This window comes from Psychrobacter sp. 1Y1 (genome assembly GCF_051847395.2).
GTDB lineage: Bacteria > Pseudomonadota > Gammaproteobacteria > Pseudomonadales > Moraxellaceae > Psychrobacter.
Genome location: NZ_JBPYDF020000001.1, coordinates 1,671,426 through 1,693,751, shown reverse-complemented (window position 1 = coordinate 1,693,751; position 22,326 = coordinate 1,671,426). Strand labels below are relative to the sequence as shown.

17 protein-coding genes are annotated in these 22,326 nt (G+C 43.9%); 10 read left to right on the top strand and 7 right to left on the bottom strand.

What is annotated here, in order from left to right:
• Window position 1 precedes the first annotated feature (1 nt).
• On the top strand, window positions 2-2,311 hold the full coding sequence (locus ACS8FA_RS21035; RefSeq protein WP_439265142.1) for a TonB-dependent receptor: 2,310 nt from the start codon (window positions 2-4) through the stop codon (window positions 2,309-2,311).
• Window positions 2,312-2,407: 96 nt separating this feature from the next.
• Window positions 2,408-4,189, top strand: a complete 1,782-nt coding sequence (locus tag ACS8FA_RS21030) for a multidrug ABC transporter permease/ATP-binding protein (protein WP_439265140.1) — start codon at window positions 2,408-2,410, stop codon at window positions 4,187-4,189.
• A 201-nt stretch (window positions 4,190-4,390) separates the two neighbouring features.
• On the opposite strand, the gene ACS8FA_RS21025 is transcribed toward ACS8FA_RS21030, so the two are convergent.
• Entirely contained in the window at window positions 4,391-5,896 is a 1,506-nt protein-coding gene (locus ACS8FA_RS21025; protein WP_439265138.1) for a PepSY-associated TM helix domain-containing protein, read from the bottom strand.
• Between the two features lie 433 nt (window positions 5,897-6,329).
• On the opposite strand from ACS8FA_RS21025, the gene ACS8FA_RS21020 reads away from it, so the two are divergent.
• Complete coding sequence (locus tag ACS8FA_RS21020; RefSeq protein ID WP_439265136.1) at window positions 6,330-8,504, top strand: TonB-dependent siderophore receptor; 2,175 nt, start codon at window positions 6,330-6,332, stop codon at window positions 8,502-8,504.
• A 73-nt stretch (window positions 8,505-8,577) separates the two neighbouring features.
• On the top strand, window positions 8,578-9,324 hold the full coding sequence (locus ACS8FA_RS21015) for a siderophore-interacting protein (RefSeq protein WP_439265134.1): 747 nt from the start codon (window positions 8,578-8,580) through the stop codon (window positions 9,322-9,324).
• A gap of 68 nt (window positions 9,325-9,392) precedes the next feature.
• Here the strand turns inward: ACS8FA_RS21015 and ACS8FA_RS21010 are convergent, their stop codons facing one another.
• From ACS8FA_RS21010 to hppD, 4 genes are all read right to left on the bottom strand, one after another.
• Entirely contained in the window at window positions 9,393-10,796 is a 1,404-nt protein-coding gene (locus ACS8FA_RS21010; RefSeq protein ID WP_439265132.1) for a Na+/H+ antiporter NhaC family protein, read from the bottom strand.
• Window positions 10,797-10,899: 103 nt separating this feature from the next.
• Window positions 10,900-11,241 (bottom strand): 4a-hydroxytetrahydrobiopterin dehydratase, encoded by a 342-nt coding sequence (locus tag ACS8FA_RS21005; protein ID WP_379544235.1) that lies wholly within the window; start codon window positions 11,239-11,241, stop codon window positions 10,900-10,902.
• Window positions 11,242-11,403: 162 nt separating this feature from the next.
• Window positions 11,404-12,339: a phenylalanine 4-monooxygenase gene (gene phhA, locus ACS8FA_RS21000; protein ID WP_439265130.1), complete on the bottom strand. Its 936-nt coding sequence runs from the start codon at window positions 12,337-12,339 to the stop codon at window positions 11,404-11,406.
• Window positions 12,340-12,470: 131 nt separating this feature from the next.
• Window positions 12,471-13,571, bottom strand: coding sequence for a 4-hydroxyphenylpyruvate dioxygenase (hppD, locus tag ACS8FA_RS20995; RefSeq protein ID WP_057759888.1), 1,101 nt, complete (start codon window positions 13,569-13,571; stop codon window positions 12,471-12,473).
• 178 nt (window positions 13,572-13,749) lie between these two features.
• Between hppD and ACS8FA_RS20990 the strand changes: the two genes are divergently transcribed.
• The 5 genes from ACS8FA_RS20990 to ACS8FA_RS20970 all read left to right on the top strand — a co-directional run bounded on the left by ACS8FA_RS20990 (window position 13,750) and on the right by ACS8FA_RS20970 (window position 19,590).
• Window positions 13,750-14,697 carry a LysR family transcriptional regulator gene (locus tag ACS8FA_RS20990; RefSeq protein WP_439265128.1) on the top strand — a complete coding sequence of 316 codons (948 nt, stop codon included), beginning with the start codon at window positions 13,750-13,752 and terminating at the stop codon, window positions 14,695-14,697.
• A 157-nt stretch (window positions 14,698-14,854) separates the two neighbouring features.
• Window positions 14,855-16,051 carry an amino acid aminotransferase gene (locus tag ACS8FA_RS20985; RefSeq protein WP_439265126.1) on the top strand — a complete coding sequence of 399 codons (1,197 nt, stop codon included), beginning with the start codon at window positions 14,855-14,857 and terminating at the stop codon, window positions 16,049-16,051.
• A 325-nt stretch (window positions 16,052-16,376) separates the two neighbouring features.
• Window positions 16,377-17,678 (top strand): fumarylacetoacetase, encoded by a 1,302-nt coding sequence (gene fahA, locus ACS8FA_RS20980; RefSeq protein ID WP_439265124.1) that lies wholly within the window; start codon window positions 16,377-16,379, stop codon window positions 17,676-17,678.
• A gap of 146 nt (window positions 17,679-17,824) precedes the next feature.
• On the top strand, window positions 17,825-18,400 hold the full coding sequence (locus ACS8FA_RS20975) for a VOC family protein (RefSeq protein ID WP_179797180.1): 576 nt from the start codon (window positions 17,825-17,827) through the stop codon (window positions 18,398-18,400).
• 137 nt (window positions 18,401-18,537) lie between these two features.
• Window positions 18,538-19,590 carry a TRAP transporter substrate-binding protein gene (locus ACS8FA_RS20970; protein ID WP_102090597.1) on the top strand — a complete coding sequence of 351 codons (1,053 nt, stop codon included), beginning with the start codon at window positions 18,538-18,540 and terminating at the stop codon, window positions 19,588-19,590.
• 67 nt (window positions 19,591-19,657) lie between these two features.
• Here ACS8FA_RS20970 and ACS8FA_RS20965 read toward each other — a convergent pair whose 3' ends face one another.
• Window positions 19,658-20,515, bottom strand: coding sequence for an IclR family transcriptional regulator (locus ACS8FA_RS20965; RefSeq protein ID WP_102090596.1), 858 nt, complete (start codon window positions 20,513-20,515; stop codon window positions 19,658-19,660).
• A 142-nt stretch (window positions 20,516-20,657) separates the two neighbouring features.
• Window positions 20,658-21,314 carry an IS1595 family transposase gene (locus tag ACS8FA_RS20960; protein ID WP_045455674.1) on the bottom strand — a complete coding sequence of 219 codons (657 nt, stop codon included), beginning with the start codon at window positions 21,312-21,314 and terminating at the stop codon, window positions 20,658-20,660.
• An 81-nt stretch (window positions 21,315-21,395) separates the two neighbouring features.
• Between ACS8FA_RS20960 and maiA the strand changes: the two genes are divergently transcribed.
• Entirely contained in the window at window positions 21,396-22,046 is a 651-nt protein-coding gene (gene maiA / locus ACS8FA_RS20955) for a maleylacetoacetate isomerase (protein WP_439267449.1), read from the top strand.
• Window positions 22,047-22,326 lie beyond the last annotated feature (280 nt).

Sequence of the window (22,326 nt, the reverse complement as noted above, 5' to 3'; positions counted from 1 at the left end):
CATGCAACTGTCTCACTTATCTGCTGCTTTGTTTCGTCTTAACTCTCTGAATGTGTCTGGCGCTTCTCTACGATTAGCGTCCATACCCTCACGCTTGCTATCGACGAAATCGCTACCTCTAAAAACACTATGTTCAGTCATCATACTAACCACAAGTCACTCGGCATGGGCGCTAGTAGATGATGCAGATGCTCAAACCACCCCTAATGTGGTACTTGATACTATCGTCGTCACCAGTAGTGCTGATGCGTCAGCAGATGGGTTACCTAGCGCATATGAAGGTGGTCAGGTGGCGACAGGCAGCCGCGTCGGACTCTTGGGCAATCAAGACATCATGGACACGCCGTTCTCTACCACCTCATATACCAATGAATATATCGCCAATCAGCAAGCGCAAAGTGTGGGCGATCTACTCAAAAAAGATCCTACTGTTCGTGTGGCAAGAGGTTTCGGTAACTTTCAAGAAGCATATTTTATGCGTGGGTTTGTGACCACCTCAGACGACACGATGTTTAATGGTCTATACGGCATACTACCTAGACAATATATCGCAACTGAATTGTTCGAGCGCGTCGAGGTCCAGCGCGGTGCCTCAGCGATGTTAAATGGCGCAGCACCGAGTGGTGGTAACGCAGGCGGTACAATCAACCTGTTACCCAAACGAGCGGATAATGAGCCACTACGTCAGCTAACGCTTGGTTATGGTCAAGGCGACCAAGGTAAGGTCGCAGTAGATGTCAGTGATCGCTTCGGTAGCGATGATGCGATTGGCGTTCGTTTTAATGCTGCTTATCAAGATGGTGACAGCGCTATCGACGATGAGTCATCGACCTTGGGTTTGGCTGCCCTTGGTTTGGAATATAGAGGGGATCAGTATCGTCTATCGGCTGACTTGGGCTGGCAAGACAACAAACTATCAGAGACTCGTCCTAGTGTGACGCTTGCCGGTGTCTCTCATGTACCAAAAGCACCAGACGGCTCAAAAAACTGGGCGCAGCCTTGGAGTTATTCAAACGAAGAGGATGTCTTTGGTACGATTCGCGGAGAATATGATTTTAACGACAGCATTACTGGTTATGGCGCCTACGGTATCAGACATGGTGATGAGGACAACTCGTTAGCCAACCTCACAGTATCTGACGCAGATGGCACTGGCTCAACCTACCGCTTTGACAATGTTCGAGAAGATAAAGTACAAAGTGCTGAGCTTGGTCTGCGTGGTCAATGGCAAACAGGTAAGATTGATCACAACTGGGTACTAGCTGCCGATCTTTATGATCAAGAGGAAAAAGGCGCTTACGCTTTTGACTTTGGCAATCAACTCGCGACCAATTTGTACCGCCCGACAGATTATGACAATGCATGGTCAGATACCGCTTTCTTTGGCGGAAGTTTTGATGACCCTAAGCGAACGAGTGAAACTCAATTACAGAGTTTTGCGCTTGCAGACACGTTCTCACTGTTCAACGATAAGCTAAAAACTACGGTAGGCGTTCGTCATCAGAATATCAAAACGACCAGCTATGACTATAACACCCAAGCCAAAACAGCTAGCTATGATGAAAGCGCATGGACACCAAGCGTCGGTATCGTTTATCAGCCAACGATGGACTGGTCTGTATATGGTAATTATATCGAAAGTCTTGCCAAAGGTGCCGCTGCGCCATTGGTTGATAATTCTGGCAATGCCATAACCAATGCAGGACAAAACCTAGACCCCTATGTAAGCAAACAAACTGAGCTGGGTGTGAAATACGATAACGGTATGATTGGCAGTAGTCTCGCTGTTTTCCATACTGATGAACCACGAGCTTATATCGATGACAATAATACCTTTACCGCGACTGGCGAGAACCGCCATCAAGGTGCTGAGCTAACTGTCTTTGGTAGCCCAAGCGAAAACATGCGCCTCAATGCTGGGGTTACCTATTTAAGTGCTAAGCAAAAAGATACTGGCGATAGTGCATTAGATGGCAATAGCGTCATTGGCCTGCCCACATTACAGAGTAACGTCAACCTAGAGTATGATTTGGCCGCCGTTGAAGGATTAACTTTAACGGGCGATGTTATCCATACAGGTGCGCGTTATGCCGATGCCGCCAATACCTTAAAAGTTGATGGCTATACTACCCTAGATTTAGGTGCTCGCTATCGCACTATGCTGGCAGGGCAAGACGTTACTCTAAAAGGTATGGTGACCAATGTCACAGGTGAAGACTACTGGCAGTCTGTAGGTGGTTTACCAGGCTATGGCTATTTAAATGCGGGTGAACCAACGGCCTTAAAAGTATCAGCAACGTTCGACTTTTAAGATTTACTAGTAGGCTTTATTAGGTTCTATAAAAGGGATTAGGCGCGACCTACTCCCTTTTCTGCTATCAAAAATTTATTTTATTACTGAGTTACTATGTCTTCTCGTACCAAAGCGTCTTCTCATACCACAGCGTCCTCTCGTACGACCGCTTCTTTATATCATATGATTTGGGCGAATTATCGTCTGCCTTTTCTCAAAGTCATTCTGCTAAATCTGGTCAATGCTGCTGTCAGTGTCGGTATTATTGCCTATATCAATCATACTTTTATCAGTCAGCCAGTATTTGATACTTTATCTTGGCTCAGCTTGGGGCAGTTTTCACTGCTGGTGTTGTTACTGCTAGTGACGACATTTTTGTCGCAATATGCATTGACGCGATTGGGGCATCGATTTGTCTATGAGCTTAGAACCAAACTGGTCAAACAAATCATCGATACTCCCGTTCCTCAGATAGACCATTTGGGTAGTGCACGCTTACTTGCCAGCTTATCCTCAGACATTCAATCGATTACCGTTGCTTTTGTCCGTATGCCAGAGCTGGTACAGGGTATTATTTTGTCTGTTGGCGTTGGGCTATATTTGGGCTGGTTATCGTTGCCATTATTGTTTATTGTCATGTTTTGGATTGTGATGACGATTTGGATCAGTACCATATTGGTCAAGCATGTCTATACGCATTTGACCGAGTTGAGAGAGATTAATGACGCGTTATATCAGGATTATCAATCGATAATAGAAGGTCGCAAAGAGCTAGCACTTAACCAACACCGAGCAGAAAAACTGTATACAGATGACTTCTTGGCTCATGCCAAATCGTACGAGAAGACCGTAACCAAGTCTGATACTTTTCATTTATCAGCGGTAAACTGGTCCAATATTATGATGTTCGCATCGATTGGTATCGTGTTTGCAGTGGCTAATTATCTTGATATACCAATGGGGGTTGCTACTACTTTTTCTTTGACGATTTTGTTTATGCAGTCGCCGCTCCTACATGCGGTTGGCGCTTACCCAACATTGCAGACCGCTCAAGTTGCGCTAGAAAAGATACAGTCTTTAGAATTGGCCGAGCATCAGCCGAGCTTTGCGACAGACACGGTTGCACAGGACTGGCAGTCCATAACTTTGAATAATATCAATTATCGCTATGTAGGCAGTAGTAGTCATGCAACAGACACAGCAGTTAATGATAATGCTCAAAATAGCGATAACAGTGCTAACAATCAAAACCCTAGCAATAATATCTTAAAGTCCGTCAATTTAACCTTGCAACGAGGTGACGTGGTTTTCTTAATCGGTGCGAATGGTAGCGGTAAATCAACTCTTGCCAAAATCATTACTGGTATCTTTACTCCTACTACAGGAACGGTACAAGTCGATGGACAACGCGTTAATTCAGAGAACAATGCCGATTTTAGACAGCTGTTTTCTGCGATTTTTAGCGACCAGCATCTATTTAAGCAACTGATTGGAATTCAAGGCCATGAGCCTGATGCGGCCCTAGTGTCTGACTGGCTGCATAAGCTCAATTTACAAGAAAAAGTAAGTGTGTCTGACCATAAACTCTCTACAGATAAGTTGTCGCAAGGTCAGCGCAAACGCTTGGCTATGCTAATCGCCGTCGCCGAACAAAAGGACATATTACTGCTCGATGAGTGGGCAGCCGACCAAGACCCTGCTTTTCGCCGCGTGTTTTACCAAACGCTCATCCCTGAGCTAAAAGCCATGGGTAAGACACTGTTTATCATCAGTCATGATGACGGTTATTTTGAGCATGCTGATCGATTATTACTGATGAAAGAAGGCCGTCTCATTGAGCTAAATGCCGAAGAGCGACAGCGTGCCAGTAAAGATGCCATTGCTATGCTCAAGTAAGCAATGCTTTAACTACTAGCATGGACCGAGCTATTTCAATCCCATAAAACGTTTGATCAACTTTAAGCTAAGTAGCAGTTAATCTGAGTAGTTTTTGAAATAATCCGCTTTTAAAATCAGCAATTTTTAAGCAAAAAAAGGAGCGCCTTACTATAAGGCGCTCTTTTACTATATAAGGAACAGCTGTATTCTGCTATGCGCTTATTTTAACCATTTCTGCAAAAACCCAACTCGAGAAATCACTAAAAAGTCCAATAACGCAATAATCACAATCGCAATAATGGCAGTTGGGAATATGATAGCCACTGCCAATAAAGGAATAGCGAGCGGCCACCAAACGGTAAAACGCTGCCCACGCGCTGGCGGGTTGAGGCCGCGATACTCACTAACATGACGCGGGCGACGCTGCCACCACATGACATAGCCACTCACACACATGGCAATCACCGATAGACAAAACAGCACATTGGCCAGTAAGCTCCACCAGCCGAGCGTGCCCATATGCAGTGCGAGACCTGCCGCCATAAACTTACCAAAAGCATTGTAATCATCATAGCGTATATCCGCCAAGATATTGCCCGAATAGCGGTCGATATGTACCGTGCGATCAGCCGTTGGGCTCTTCATATCGTAGCTCATGGAGTCTTGGCTAATCGTCCAGACGCCAGTACTGCCTTGGGGCAGATTTAATTGATAACGCCCGTTAAACCCAATTTCACGAGCGTAGCGATCCACTGTATCAATCATAATCGGGATATTAGCAGCGATACCATCTTTACCCATGGTCGTGCCTGACACAGGCATCGGCGTCAGCTCAAGCACCCAGGGAACTTCTTTGGTGTCGCTTGAGTTTAGGGCACTGCCATGCGTGGGTGCTTCAGTATGCGCTTCAGACGCTGCCGCACCATGTACATGCGGCGCTGGTGTAGACTCTTGCATGGCAGCATGTTGACTGTGGTCAATCGATACGGGGACAGGTGCAACGCCCCACTTACCCGCAGGGAACTGGCTCCATGCCTGCACTACTCTCTCACCCCACACACCTGCCCATGCCATACCTGATATACAGAAAAACAGTAGCAGCACAGATATCCAGCTACCTAATGTCGCATGAATCGTACGGATAAAAGAGCGTTTTTTCTTATTGGTTACCCTTTCATTAGGTATCAACATCGCTTTGACTGATTTACGTTTTTGCCACCACAGATACCAACCAGACAAAATCATCAAAATAATCAATGATGCCGCCGTTTCTAACAAATAATCACCAACTTTACCAATCAGCAAATCACTGTGAATATCGTTAAACGTACTATAAAGGCCGCTACTGGTAGGCACACTTTGGACGATATCAGCCGTATAAGGGTTTACTGCCACCATATTGCTTTGGTCGTCTGATTTTATCTGAAACAAAGCCACTGTATCGGTATCACGAGGAGCGATATATTTAACCAGTGTGCTATCAGGCAAGGTGCTCAGCGCGTTCTTTGCTTGAGTAGAGACAGGTGATTGAACTGTAGACTCTGGCACGATAACCGTTAAGCGGTCGTTGTCACGTCCTACTGAGTTGGACATAAACAGCATACCGAGCGCCGTTATCGCTAAGACAATTAAAAAGGGAGCAACAAAAATACCTGTATAAAAATGCCAACGCCACACTGTGAAATAGCGTTGGTTGTTGGTGGATTGGTTGGAGGGTGTGTCCATAAATGTGACCTTAAACAATCTTTGGTTGCTCAATGAACAACGTAAACCTATCGATAATAATGGTATATCTGCTTGCAAGACCAATCTTAAAGAATCTCAAAGCGAGCTAGAATAAAGCCGTACAGTGACGGCAATACAGCGATGTAAAAACTCTACTGTAAATAATTGTATTCAGAATGCTGCTGCATAATACGAGAAAAGTCTGACAAAAACCATCGTTTAAAATACATCGCTCAAAACAGTAAGTCTGTGTGACTCTATTCGCAATACTCTATCTTTAGCCTCTTATTAATAGTGCAAATACTTCTCAAAACTGTCTCGTTGTAATTTTTTAATGATAATAATTATCATTAGTGTTATTATTAGCGTCGTTATAAATTTGCTTTAACTGTCGCAAATAATATTTAATCATTTTAGTCCAAGAGGAAATCTGATGCGGTCTCATCTAACCACTAACGTCATTCGCAAAAAATATCTCACCACAGCAGTACAAATTGGCCTGATCATGGGTATGAGTCACGCCGCTTACGCTGTAGAGACGACAAACAATACTGAAAACGATGAGGCTGCTACACCATCAGCTACCTTAGATGCTATTACCGTCTACTCAGATGGCTATCGTAGTACTGGCACCAAAACTGCATTGGATCCAAACGATGCGCCAATGAGTTATACTAGAATCGATCAAGACCTGTTGCAAAAGCGTCAGGCAGATAGTGTCAATGCTGCATTACGTTATGAGCCAGGCGTAAGCTCTGAGAGCCGCGGTACGGTATCTGTTTTTGATGAGTACAATATCCGCGGATTTAAAACCTACTCAAACTTTTATGACGGACTAAGACTGCCCTACGATGGCGCTTGGAATCTGATGCCACAAGTCGATGTCTATGCGACTGAAGCGGTAGAAGTCGTGAAAGGTCCTGCTTCATCCCTCTATGGCTATGCAGCACCCGGTGGTATGGTGAACCAAATAGCCAAAGCCCCTAAAAGCACTCAAGAGAACGAAGTACAGCTACGATTCGGCAATCAAAACCTAAAAGAAGTGGCCGTCGATAGTACAGGGCCTATCACAGACACCTTAAACTATCGCCTAGTCGCGCTAAAACGCCAAAAAGATGGTCAAATGCAAACCACAGAAGAAGAGCGATTGCTGATTAATCCATCCCTTGAATGGCAGGCAACTGATGATGTCTCGGTACTTGCCAATCTGTTTTATCAAGATGATCCAGAGATGGTACCATCTACCCCATTGCCTGCTGTCGGCACTGTCTACAAGGCAAGCTATGGCAAGCTCGGCAGTGATGCCTATGCAGGCGATGAATGGAATAAATTTAGTAAAGAAGTATTTATGCCAAGTGTTACTGTGAACTGGGATATCAATGACCAGTTAACTTTTAAACATATTACGCGCTATACCGATGCCGAGGCGCAGCAACGCAATATGTATAACCGTGGGTTTCTTGATGATAGTGACGAAATTTTGAAACGTAGCGCTTATACCACTGATGAGAGCATGAATAACTGGACCACAGATAACCAACTGGCCTATAAGTTTGATACTGCAAACACTTCTCATAACTTATTATTTGGTGTTGAATACCAAGATACTGATAGCACTGTTACTTATCAAGATACACTCCAAAGCGAAGACTTACCTATTGACCTATCTAGACCTAGTTTTTCTCAAATTAGCACTGATACGCTATCACTAGACACCTATTATCAGAAAGATGATATCGAGCAAAGTCAACTTGGTGTTTATGTACAAGATGAAATGAAATGGAAAGATTTAACACTAGTGGCAGGCTTACGCCATGATGATTTTGAAAGTACTAATGAGCAATATTCAATTTATCTAGGTGCACCAGGCTCTAAAACTATTATTAATGATGCGTCAGAAACCAGCGGACGTCTTGCTGCCATTTATGATTTTGACAATGGTTTATCACCGTTTGCTAGTTACTCAGAGTCTTTTCAGCCCGTTGTTGGTAGCAACTTTATTACTAATGAACCTTTTGAACCAAGCACTGCTGATCAGCTCGAAGCTGGCTTCAAATATCTGTCTCCAGACCGTGCAACTCAAGGAACACTTTCCATATTTGATATCACACAGAAAAATGTCATAGTAACCAACCCCGCTAATTCTCAACAAAAAATTCAAACTGGTGAAATTGAATCAAAAGGCTTTGAGATATCAGGCAGTCGCATGCTCAATGACTGGGTAGATCTCGCGGCAAGCTACAGCTATACCGATGCTGAGATCACAGAAGATGAGTTCAACCCTGATGTAGTCGGTAATACCCCTGCCCAAACTGCCAAACACAAAGCCACGCTATGGGCAGACTATTATGCCACAGACAAACTCACTCTAAATGCTGGCATTCGCTACGAAGATGGTATGCAGATTGATAAACAAAACTCAGATGACTTACCAAGTGTGACGCTAGTAGATGTTGGCGGCAGCTATCAGATCAACCCTATGCTGGCGGTGGGTGCGAGTATCAACAATCTGTTCGATAAGACCTATGTTGGTGCTTGTTACGACATCAATAACTGCTGGATGGGCCCTGAACGTCAAATGTCAGTCAGCCTAAAAGCCAATTTTTAATCAAATTTACAAGCAGCGGGTTGGTTCTATTAGTAAGCTAACCCCTAACCCGCTGTTAGAAGGAAAGCACAATATGGCAAAACCTACTCCAAGAGTACTAGAAGTTATTGGCACTAAATACATTACGCCAAATATGTGCCGTGTCACGCTTGGCGGTGCTGGCATGGTTGATTTCCCTATCGATCAAGAAAGTGCTTATATCAAACTGATATTCCCTCAAGATGCAGGTAGCCGCCCACTGATGCGTACTTATACGGTGAGCGTGCAACGTGAAGACGCAATAGATATTGATTTTGCTTTACATGAGACGGAAGGACCTGCATCGGCATGGGCACGAAATACGCAAATCGGTGATCAGATTCTAATAGGTGGTCCAGGGCCAAAAAAACTCATTAATAATGAAGCAGATTGGTTTTTATTAGTCGGCGATATGACCGCTCTACCAGCGATTACGGTCAACTTAGCCCAGTTGCCTACTGAGGCTCGTGGTTACGCAGTACTTGAAGTGACGACTGAAGCAGATCGTCAGACGCTCAAAAAACCAGAGAACGTCGAGATACATTGGGTGATTAACGCGCATCCAAATGCAGACGATAGCCCTTTACTGGACTGTGTTAAATCATTGAACTGGCTTGATGGTCAACCTGCTGTTTGGGCAGCTTGTGAGTTCCATAGTATGCGTGCACTGCGCCAGTACTTCAAAGTTGAGCGCGCGGTACCAAAGACGCATTTATATGTTTCTAGCTACTGGAAAGTCGATAGCACAGAGGATCAGCATAAAATCGTCAAAAGTCAGGATGCACAAACGGAAGATCAGTAATTACGTATTTCGAAACAAAAAAGGAGGGGCTAATATTAGCCCCTCCTTTTTTTATCAATCATTACCTATCACGTCTCGACCACTCTCCCTTCTTTCACTTTACTAATCGTCAGCCCCGTGAACCCGAATAGCAATGTCAGCAGTAATGACAAATAACAGAAGAACGCATATGGCAAGTAATCCAATACTGGCACCCCTAACGCCTGACTGATAAATACCCCGCATACACTCCAAGGCACCAATGGATTAATCACCGTTCCTGCATCCTCAATCGTCCGAGACAAATTCTTAGGATGTAGATGTAAGCGCTCAAACGTCGACCGAAATGCCGTACCTGATAAGAGAATACTCAAATACTGCTCACCGATTAGCACGTTAATGCTTAGTGCCGACATCGCTGCCGCAAATATCGCTCGCCCTGATGTCGTCAATGTATCCTTAATACCAGATAGCAGTGCTGGCAGAATACCCAGTGCCGTTAATAGACCACCTAAGCTTAAGGCTAGTATCACAATCGCCTGAGTAAAGAACATACTCTGTACACCGCCACGCGACAGCATACCACCTACCTCACCCAGCTCTAATGATTCAGCAGGGGCATAGCCTGCAAACAGATAACCGCCCAGTTGACCAAAGCTTGGTGAACTATGGATATAAGTAATGATCAGTGCCGCGGCAATCGTACAGATAATCGTATAAATCGCATTGACCCGAAACAGTGCCAATCCAACCAATATTACAAAAGGTAATACTGAATACCCATGTACCAAACCACTGTCTATGAGCTGACCTTGCAATATCGTCACTTGACTCAGATCAGCACTGGTCGTCTGTCCTGAGAACATCCAGAACAAAATCACTGTCAATATCCATGCAGGTACGGTCGTATACATCATATTGCGAATGTGCTCAAACAGATCGATACCAACTACTGAAGACGCAATAGTACAAGTATCAGACAATGGAGACATCTTATCGCCAAAGAACGCGCCTGATACTACCGCCCCTGCTGCTATTGCCACATTGGCATCAAACGCATTACTCATACCAATAAACGCCACGCCAAGCGTTGCTGCAGTCGTCAAACTACTACCTAGAGCAATACCGATAATAGAGGTCAAGATAAAGGCAGAGATATAGTAATATTCAGGTGAGATCAGCTGAAAACCTACATACATGAGTGTAGGAATCGCACCCGACATCATCAAAGCCGCAACCATCAGTCCGATAAAGAAGAACAAATAGATGGCACCAATACCGCGCATGACACCTGAGGCCATTTGTGCTTGCATGTCATCAAAGCTGAGTCCTTTGTACATACCAATAGCCAGTAGTACACAGATGGCCAAGATAAGAGACAGATGAGGCACCCAGCCAAAGCCGATCATGGTGATGCCCATGATACCGATGACAATGGCGGATATGATAAAGGCGAGCTTGGCACTGATTAATGTAAGCGGTTTTGGTGGCATGACACATCCTTAAAATGCCAGTAAATACTGGCACTAAATTGGGTTTGATTTTAATTTTAATGGTAGGGGTATGATTAAATTGATTTGCTAATGAGGAAACCTATTACTTATCGATTAAGTCATCGGTCTTAGCTGCCATGACAAAATCATTGCGATGCAAACCCTTGATACTATGCGACCACCAAGTGACCGTAGCCTTACCCCACTCTACCAATATACCCGGATGATGCCCTTCTGCTTCAGCGATGTCTGCCAGTTGATTGGCAAATGCCATTGCTGAGACGAAGTTTTTAAATTTATACTGACGCTGCAATTGCTGAATACCATCCACCTCAATTAGTGACCAATCAGGAATTTGCGGTAATAATTCTTTTGCTTCGGCTTCATCAACTTTCGGTGCGCCAATGCGGCAAGCTTCGCAGCTGTTTTGTGATAGTGCTGTCATAATAAAATCCTTTTATAGTGGCTGTTTTCGATGTCAGTTTTTAATGGTTGTTTTGATAGCTACTTTCTAATACTCGTACGTTCATGTTGATATAGCTTTGCTGCTATCTCAATATTCCGTACTGAAGTGATGGTTTTCAGGTTTAATTTTAAATTGATATCTTTAACGAGTTTTTTCTGGATAGGTCGGCTCAAATAGTCCAAGCGACATAGCTTTTTTGACCGCACTCATAATGTCACTATTGACGATATCAAATAAGGTATCTAATTCATCAATGACATAGTAAATAGGCTGTATCTGATCAATACGATAAGGCGTACGCAACACATCGAGCAAATCAAACGCTCGGTGTTCTGGTTGAGATTGCGGCTTATTTTGAGCGATTGAAAGCTCTTGCGGCGTCCGATCAAGTGCGTAGATCGTTTCAGAAGGTGAGCTTAATATACCGCCACCATAGATTCTACGATTTTCTATGCGACTGCCAACCAAGCCAAACTCAATGGTAAACCAATACAATCGTGCTAAAAACCAGCGCTCCTCTTTCGTTGCACTCAAACCAAGCTTGCCATACGTCTCATTAAACGTCGCAAACGCAGGATGGGTCAATAGCGGACAATGCCCAACGATTTCATGAAAAATATCAGGCTCTTCAATATAGTCCATGTCATCAAATCGACGAATAAACGTCGCCACAGGAAAGGACTTATTGGCCAGTAATTTGAAAAATTTACCAAAGCTAATTAATGCAGGCACAGCAGCAGTTTGCCAACCTGTCGTCGCTTGCAATACCTCATCGATATCGTGCAACTGCGGGATATGCGTCGTCGGCAAGTTTAACTTAGTCAAACCCTCTAGATATGCAGTACACGCACGATTGGGCGTTTGTTCCGCTTGACGTGCCAGCAGCGCTTGCCACATCGCATGCTCATCATCACTATAGTGAATACGACCATGGTTATCGGGCTGGTGTGAGATATAGGGCTGTTTTTTATTTGTTGCGTTAGAATGACTGGACGCATTGTCGCTTTGCTTATTAGTCGCAACGCTATTGGTACCGATGGCAGTATTAAGAGAATCTATCTGTGATAGGCGTTCCATGCCTGTATTCCTTTTATCGCAATGAGAGCATTACCTTTGCAATATGCTTTTAGGTAATGCACTTATTAAGGACAACACAAACTCCCTTTGTCTTGTCCATTGATTAAATGTGGTCTAAGCGTTAGGTAGCTTTATAGCGTTTCAGTCTCTGGCTGACCGACTGTGCCGCGACGTACTTGGTCGCGCTCTATCGACTCAAACAACGCTTTAAAGTTACCTTCACCAAAGCCATCGGCATAATCGCCTTTACGCTGAATAAACTCAAAGAAAACTGGGCTACCCAAAATAGTTTCAGAGAAAATCTGTAGTAGCAGACGCGGTGCACCGCCTTCTGTTGTGCCGTCTAACAAGATACCGCGCGTTTGCAAGTCAGCAACATTTTCACCATGGTTCGGTAAACGCTCGCTCAGCATTTCATAATAAGCGGCATTTGGTGCGGTCATCAGCGGAATACCAGCTGCTTTTAGCTTATCAATACTGGCAAACAAGTCATCACTGGCTAAAGCAATATGCTGAATACCTTCGCCATTGAAGTGCATTAAGTACTCTTCGATTTGGCCACCGCCCTGCTTGGCTTCTTCATTCAGTGGAATACGGATTTTTCCATCCGGTGCTGTCATGGCTTTACTGGTTAGTCCCGTGTACTCACCTTTGATATCAAAGTAGCGAATCTCGCGGAAATTAAAGATACGCTCATAGAATTTTGCCCAGTATGCCATGCGCCCACGATAGACGTTGTGCGTTAGATGGTCGATAACTTTGAAGCCATAGCCGACAGGGTTTCTGTCGATATCTGCAAAGAACTCAAAGTCGACATCATAGATAGATTCGCCGTCTTTATAACGGTCAATCAAATAGATTAATGATCCGCCAATGCCTTTGATAGCAGGCAATCTAAGCTCCATCACCCCAGTTGGCACATCTACTGGCTGCGCACCCATTTCCACCGCACGCTCATATGCTTTTTTGGCATCTTTTACCCGAAAGCCCATGCTACAAGCACCAGCGCCGTGTTCTTCAACGAAGTAACTGGCTTGGCTTTTTGGCTCGCGATTTAGGATAAGGTTGATATCACCTTGGCGATATAGCGCAACGTCTTTCGAGCGATGATTGGCGACATGGGCAAAACCAAGCTGCTTAAACAATGCGTCGACTGCATCAGGCTGCGGAGAAGCAAACTCGACAAAATCAAATCCATTTAGTCCCATTGGGTTGTCAAATAAATCTGCCATTGTAATTATCCTTAATTTCAATTGGTAATAGAAAATCGATGAGTGGTAAAAGTCGATTATTAGTAAAAATCTATAAAACGATTAATAATCAATCTTTATTGTTGACGTTGTATTTATATTAGATTAGCTTTATTTATAAGACTAATTGTTTTTTATGATTTATTTATTAGGTTTACTTATGAATATCAGCATTCGCCAATTGACCGCATTTATCAAAGTCGCTGACAACGGCAGTTTTACTCGTGCCAGCGAACAGATGTATTTGACCCAATCTGCCGTCAGTGGATTGATTAAGGAATTAGAGACTGGCCTAGGTATCGTGTTGTTTGATCGCACCACTCGCCAGTTATCTTTGTCAGCAGTCGGACGGCATCTACTACCGCAAGCGCGGCGTATCTTGAATGAGATGCAGCTGTTTGAAAATGAAGCGAGTAGCTTGACCAGCTTAGCCCAAGGTCAAGTACGCTTGGCGGTATCACAGTTTGCAGCGTCTTCCCTACCTGCTGTCATCGCTCAATTTGCCAAAGAATATCCAAATATCGGCGTCTCACTATTGGACTGCTCAGCCGAAAATTTACTTAAGCATATTCAAGATATCGAAGTCGATTTAGGCGTTGGCACCGAGCTTGGTTTTATAGAAACTGATGATGACATCAGGGCTGACTTGTTATATCAGCTACCATTTTGCGTGGTTATGCCAGATAATCATGCACTGACACAAAGAGACGAAATTACTTGGCAAGATTTATTAGAAACGCCGCTGATTACCTTACAAGGTCCGTTCCTAGATCAAGTAACCGCAGAGCTCGACGACTCTATCTCCGCTCACGTTCAACAAGCTCGATACAAGGTGAATTTTATGTCCACCGCGCTTGAGATGACACGCCAAGGCTTTGGTATCACGCTGTGTCTGCCTTATATGCCTGAAGTTATTGATTGGGTCAGCGCCAATGGTCTGCTGATGCGACCACTCACTCAACCAGTCAAAATGCGGCAATTTTTTATTTATCAACGTGCTTCACGGGCGCTCTCTCCGGCGACAATTGCTTTTAAGCAGTTTTTGCAAACGTATTTTTCGACTCATTATAACGACCTACATCACTCTGAATCATCGTCTAGCGAATGACGTATAGCATGTCAAATGCGCTTGATAGACGGATAAACAATCTATTTGGCTATTTATTTTATTAATTGCCTCATATAACCCACTCTCGTGTTGAGTTCAGCCGCAATTTGCTCTATGATTTTCGGCTGCTCGATTTATATTTTTATAAGGAAATGGCATGTTTGAACGTATCGATTATTACGCTGGTGATCCAATCTTAGGTCTTATGGAAAAATACTCAGCAGATAGCAATCCTAACAAGGTCAATTTAGGTATTGGTATTTATTATGATGAGAATGGCGTATTGCCTGTACTCGACTGTGTAAAAACAGCCGAAGAGCGTATTGCTGATCCTATCGCCCCGCGTCCATACCTACCAATGGCAGGTCTGCCAGGCCACCGTAAAGGCTGTCAGGAATTACTGTTTGGTAAAGACGCTCAGATTTTAAAAGACGGCTTGGTCGCGACCATCGCTACAATCGGTGGTTCTGGCGCGCTAAAAGTCGGTGCTGAGTTTATCCATGACTGGTTCCCACAAGCCAAATGCTATGTGAGTGATCCGACATGGGGCAACCATATCGCTATCTTTGAAGGCTCTGATGTAGAAGTCGGTAAATACCCGTACTACGACAAAGCCAACAGCAGCATCAAATTTGATGAAATGATTGCGTTTTTTGAAACATTGAACAAAAACGACGTCATTTTGCTACACCCATGCTGTCATAACCCAACCGGTATGGATTTGACCCAAGCGCAATGGGATACCGTACTCAACGTCGTGAAGGCACGTGAGCTGATTCCATTCATGGACATCGCTTATCAAGGGTTTGGCGAAAACATGGACAGCGACGCTTACGCTATTCGTAAAGCCGTTGAGATGGGCCTCCCATTGTTTGTTAGCAACTCATTCTCTAAAAACTTATCGCTATACGGCGAGCGCGTCGGCGGCCTATCAGTCGTCTGCCCAACCGTAGACGAAACCGAGCGCGTATTCGGTCAGCTAAACGCAACCGTACGCCGTATTTACTCAAGCCCGCCATCACATGGTGGACGTGTGGTCGATATCGTCATGAACGATGAAGCACTACATGAGCAATGGGTTGGCGAAGTTTATGCGATGCGCGACCGTATCAAAGCCATGCGCCTAAAGCTAAAATCGGTATTAGAAGCTAAAATCCCTAACCGTAACTTTGACTACATCACTCGTCAAAACGGTATGTTTAGCTTTACTGGCTTGACGCCTGAGCAAGTCGAGCGCCTACAGACCGAGTTTGGTATCTATATGGTCTCTAATTCACGTATGTGTGTGGCTGGCCTAAATACCAGCAACATCGACTATGTGGCCAATGCCATGGCAGACGTCTTAAAAGATTAATTAGTCCAAGTTACTTAACATATTACTCAATATGTAACTTTATAAAAAATAAACGCGGATAAGAAAGGCTGAGCGATTGCTCGGCCTTTTTTTGTGTCTAGCATTTAATCAAAATTATTTCGTCAAAATTATTTTATTAAAATCATCTAGTCAGAACCGTTTAGCTAAAACCCTTTAGTCAAAACAACGACAACCACTTTTCAAAGCAGCCTTTTCACAAAAGACATTGCACAAAAAACTTGCAATCCATATATCAATAAATTACATTATACGTAAGTAATTAATTATAACGTAATTCATAATGTATATTAGCAAGGAGCAAATCATGTCAACGACTGACAGCACCCTCACCTCTTTTATCGATATCGCTGCTGACTCTGACTTTTCTATTCACAACCTTCCTTATGGCATCTTTAGCGAGACCAAAGACGCTGCTGGTGATAGCAAGCGCCGTGCAGGCGTTGCCATCGGTGAGCATGTACTGGATCTATCTGTACTCGAAGCCGAAGGATTATTAAGTTTGAACGGTGGTCCGTATTTTGACCAGTCCACTCTAAATGCTTTTATTGATTCTGGTCGAGACAATTGGACGCAAGCACGTACGACGATTCAGACACTGCTGTCTAGCGACAATGACACCCTACGTGACAATGCAGACTTACAGAACAAAGTCCTGTTTAAGCAAGCAGACGTCACCATGCATTTGCCAGTGCAAGTACCGGGCTTTACCGATTTTTACTCATCGAAAGAGCACGCGACCAACGTCGGCACCATGTTCCGCGATCCAAATAACGCCCTACTGCCTAACTGGACTGAAATGCCAGTTGGATATAACGGACGTGCCAGCACTGTCATCGTTAGCGGGACGGATATCATACGCCCATCCGGCCAGCTAAAGCCTAGCCCTGACGACCGCCCTATTTTCTCTGCCTGTAAGCGTCTTGATTTTGAGTTAGAGACCGCATTTGTCGTTGGTAAAGGCAATCATATCGGTCAACCAATTGCGGTGGATGAAGCCTCTGATTATATCTTTGGCATGGTGCTGCTCAACGACTGGTCAGCCCGAGATATCCAAAAGTGGGAATATGTGCCATTAGGTCCATTCAATGCCAAAACCTTTGCGTCTGAGGTTTCCCCTTGGATTGTCACCATGGATGCATTAGCCCCGTTCAAAACAGCTTGTCCAACACAAGAACCTAAGCCACTTGCTTATCTGAACGAAAAAGCGAGCGATAACAGCTTTAATATCCACCTGTCAGTTGAATTACTGCCTGAAAATGCGGAAACAGCGACAGTCATTTGCGAGACCAACTTCAAATACATGTACTGGTCAATGGCACAGCAGCTTACCCACCACACCATCACTGGCTGCAAAGTTGAAGTCGGTGACATGATGGGTTCAGGCACGATTTCAGGGCCAACACCTGACTCTTATGGCTCAATGCTAGAGATTGCTTGGAACGCTACCAAACCAGTCACGCTTGAAGGCGGTGAGACGCGCAGCTTCATCGAAGATGGTGACACGATCATCATGAAAGGCTATAGCGAAAAAGACGGCATCCGTGTTGGCTTTGGTGAAGTACGCGGTAAGGTATTACCAGCGCTTAGCTTTGATTTTGACAAGTAGCATTTAAGAAATAACATAGATAGAGAAATAGCAAAATAGGCGTGAAAATTCTCATGCAGGCTGATAGGAAGACAAACGCATTCACCTACTTATCGTTATGTGAATAAAGCCAAATGAATGACACGCCTTATCAAAAGGAGTTTGATATGAGCTTTCAAATTGAGAAAATCCATCATGTGGCTTACCGCTGCAAAGATGCAAAAGAAACCGTCGAATGGTATAAAAAAAATCTAAACATGGATTTTATCTTGGCATTCGCAGAAGACCATGTGCCTTCGACCAAAGCCTTTGACCCCTATATGCACGTCTTTTTGGACGCTGGTAATGGCAATGTCTTAGCGTTTTTCGAAGTACCCAACCAACCTGAGATGGGCTTTGATCCTAATACCCCAAGCTGGGTGCAGCATTTGGCGCTAAAGGTTAAGGACCGTGACGAATTAATAGTTGCCAAAGAGCATTTAGAAAATGCAGGCATCGATGTCATTGGCGTGACCAATCACGGCATCTTTCACTCGATTTACTTTTTTGATCCCAACGGTCATCGTCTCGAGCTGACCTATGATGATCCAACCTCAGAAGACAAAGTATCGATGATTACAGATGCCATCAAGCAAGACATGCTAGATGAGTGGTCTCGTACCAAGCGTGCTCCTGCACATACACAGTTTCTGCATAGTGATGAGCTGGCTGAAGCACGCGAAGTTGCTCCTGTCGGCGAGTAACTCTCCTGTCATTCTGTTTACTGCCTTTTTAAATGATCAGTTAATCATCGCTTTAATTATAAAAGTGCTAATTGACGACATACCCTAGGTATTAATGAATAGCGAACCCTATCTAACCATCATGAAAGGACTCTATGATGAAAATAAGAACCCCTCTAGGAATATTCTTAGCCGCCTCGATTGCGATGACTGGTTGCTCCAATAACGACCAAGCAGGAGGCGCGTCTACAGATGCAGGTGAAGTGACAACATTGCGGTTCTCGCATTTCATGACTGCCACTGACAATATAAACACCGAAGCGTTAGAGCCATGGGCAAAGAAAATTGAAGCAGATTCAAAAGGTCGCTTAAAGGTTGAGATATACCCTTCTGCGACGCTCAGCAAACCAGGTGCTACCTATGACGCTACAGCTAAAGGTAGCGTAGATATTGGTATGCAAGCGCAAGGATATACAGCAGGACGTTTTCCTTTGACTCAAATCGTAGAGTTGCCAGGCATCACAAATACTGCACAGCAGCAGAGCTGTATACTTCATAAACTATATGACGAGGGTGTCATTAAAGACGAGTACGAAGACACTCACTTGCTAGCGCTGATAGGCACTGGACAAGGTGCACTTCATACGGTTGATAAACCGATTCGCACGCCAGCTGATATGAAAGGTCTGCGTATTCGCCAACCTTCTGCGGTTGCTAGCCACATTATCGAAGCCACTGGTGCTGCACCTGTCGGCATGCCTGCCAGTGATACTTATACCTCTCTGCAGCGCGGTGTCATTGATGGGCTCAGCTTTACTTGGCAACCCATTCAAGCGTTTCGCCTTGATGAGCTGATCAATACGCACACCGATATTCCTTTTTATAACTCCACCTTTGTGATTAGCATGAACAAAGAGAAATATAACAGCTTGCCTGATGACCTCAAAAAAGTGATTGATGACAATTCTGGCGCAGAGCTGGCAGCACATATCTCTAAAGTATTTGACATCAGCAATGCCAAAGCGATGGCCGCCGCCAAAGCAAAAGGCGATATTATGATTGATATCCCTGATCCACTCAATGACCCAGATTGGAGAGGCCCATTAATGGAAGGCTCTCAGCATTACCTAGATGAAGTAAATGCAACTGGCCTAGACGCTGACAACGTATACGAAAAAGCAAAAGCGGCCAGTAGCGCCTGTATGGTCTAAAGGATACATATCAGATGACTATGGCGTGAATTGAAGGCACGCCCTAGCTTATAGCACCACATACTGGCTAGGCAATTTGATAACGCTGTGCTATCGCCAGTATTTGCTTAACCACATTATGTTGCTCACTCATAGGCAATTGCTCTGTTGTTCCAATGATAGTGATAGCATATTCTAGCGGTAAATCTTCACTATCAGTTTTGTCACTACTCGTGGATGGTTTAGCAGCACTATTGGCAAGCTGTGGCAATATAACAGGAATTGTAATGGCATTAATCCCCATAAGCATATCGCCCGTCACTGTCGCATAGCCTTGAGTACGAATTTTGGCCTGTAGCTGAGTAAAGTGCTGCCACTTCTCGGCCATATCTGCGGCGGTATTACTCGTATGCCATTCAGCTGTGACCAATGACTGAATGACGGCATCAGGTTGATAACTGGCAAATAACTGCCCTGTAGCCGATGTCGTCAGAGGCATACGTGAGCCAATGCGAGTAATGATACTAATCGGACTGTCTGGCTCAACGGACTGAATAATAATAGGGCCTTCACTAAACCATTTGGCAATTTGCACACCGCAATTTAAGGTGTCTTTGATTTCATTAGCCACTTGCGTGAGACGCGCCAAAAGATTGTTTTGGTTGAGTTCCGTATGTCCTAGTGATGCCAATGCATTGACTCTATCGCCAAGCCCATAGCGCCCATCATCAAGCTTACGCGCATAGTTTTTGCGGATGAGACTGACCAAGTAACGATGGGATTTTGCTGGGTGCATTTGCATGGCTTCAGCGATATCTTTTAGCATCATAGGCTCATTACGGTCGATCAGCACATCGAGTATCGACAGCCCAATCTCAAGCGACTGGACGCCACTTTGGTTTTTACTGGTGATAGAACTGTCTACAAGGGTTTTGTCTGCTGGCATGATTTGCTCGATTCTGGTGTGCTTGGTTATTTTTTAATTTTGCTTGTTAGTGGTTTGTTCAATAATGGCTTGCCCGATCAAATACCACTGAGATACAGACCTTACTTCATAATATTTATCTTGGGGCTGTAGTAGATAAGGATTAAATATCACACCATTTTCTCAAGGTTTTCAGCTGATTAGATGGTGAGCCATAGTTGAATCTAAACTCGCACTCTTTTAAAAACAAATGGAAGTTCTTCTTATTAATCCCATTATACTTTCTGAGTGTTCGTTTGGACTGATTCCAGAAGTTCTCAATGCCATTGATGTGATTGTTCTTACCGCAAATGAACTCTATAGAGTGATTGACTCTGAAATGTTTAAACTCGCTCACATCCAGTGCATTGTAACTTCGATAGCTATCCGTATAAACAAAGCTGTCAGGCTTGATTTTACGCTTAATAACAGGCATTAGGGTAGTCTGTTTGGTGTCTGCTACGACAATGGTATAAACCTTACCGTTTCGTTTTAGAATACCAAATACAGCGGTTTTACCAGCTGCCCCGCGACCTCTTTTGCCTTTGCGTACACCGCCAAAGTAACTTTCATCTAATTCGACCTCACCATCAAAAAGCTCATCAGCTTCTAATGAGAGATGGTAATCTATCACAAGTCTTATTTTATGATAAAAAAGTGCAGCAGTATTAGGCTGAATATCAAGCAAATCTGCGGCTGTTCTAGCAGTCACTTCAGCCGTAAAAAACTCTAACAGCCTTCGCTGTGCTTTTTTACTTAGTTTACAACGGGTTATCTTCATAAAAGTAGTCTAGCATAGTGCTTATCTACTACAGCCCCTTTATCTTTATAAAAACACAACTACATAAGGACATGAATCATGATGACACTTTATGGCTACTTTCGTAGTAGCACGTCTTACCGTACTCGTATCGCTATGAACCTAAAAGGCTTAGATTACGATGATATCACGATCAATCTGGCACAGGATGAACAGTTAGAGTCTGCCTTCAAAGCAATTAATCCACAAGGATTGGTGCCTGTCCTACAGACTGACGATTTATTATTATATCAAAGTCCAGCTATCTTGGAGTGGTTAGAAGAGGTCTACCCTGAGCACGCACTACTACCTAACGATGCTGCTGGGCGTATGCAAGTACGCGCACTGAGCGCCATGATTGGTTGCGACATCCATCCAATTAATAATCGCCGCATTTTACAGTACCTACGCAATGAGCTGTCAGTAAATGAGGAAGATGTGATTGCATGGTGCAATCGCTGGATCAGTGAAGGTTTTGCCGCTTTAGAAACACGTTTGGCGGCGGATAACAATCGCGGACAGTTCTGCTATGGTGATAGCCCTACTCTCGCAGATTGTTATTTGATTCCACAAGTCTCTTCTGCTCGCCGCTTTAAAGTAGATTTGAGCGCTTATCCCAATATCGTCGCCATTGATACTCATTGCCGTACACTAGAAGCATTTGCAGATGCGGATCCTATGATGCAGCCTGATGCGCCGAAACGTGATGCCTAATTTAAGACAGTTTTTATAGGATACTTATCTTTATAGAATATTTATTTTCTCGGCCAAATATTAAGTGACTTAGAATTAACACTTAATATTTGGTCGAGCTTTATTCTTCGCTATTCTTTACCCCTACCTATTTTTACAGCTTGATTTCTAGCTTTATCGCTAAATTTAGCCTCATTGATTATTATTTATTCAATTTTTACAATATAATTTTTAATATATTCATATTAACGGTTGTATGGTGGGCAGCTGTTGGTTATTCTTTATATAAGCATTTGTCATC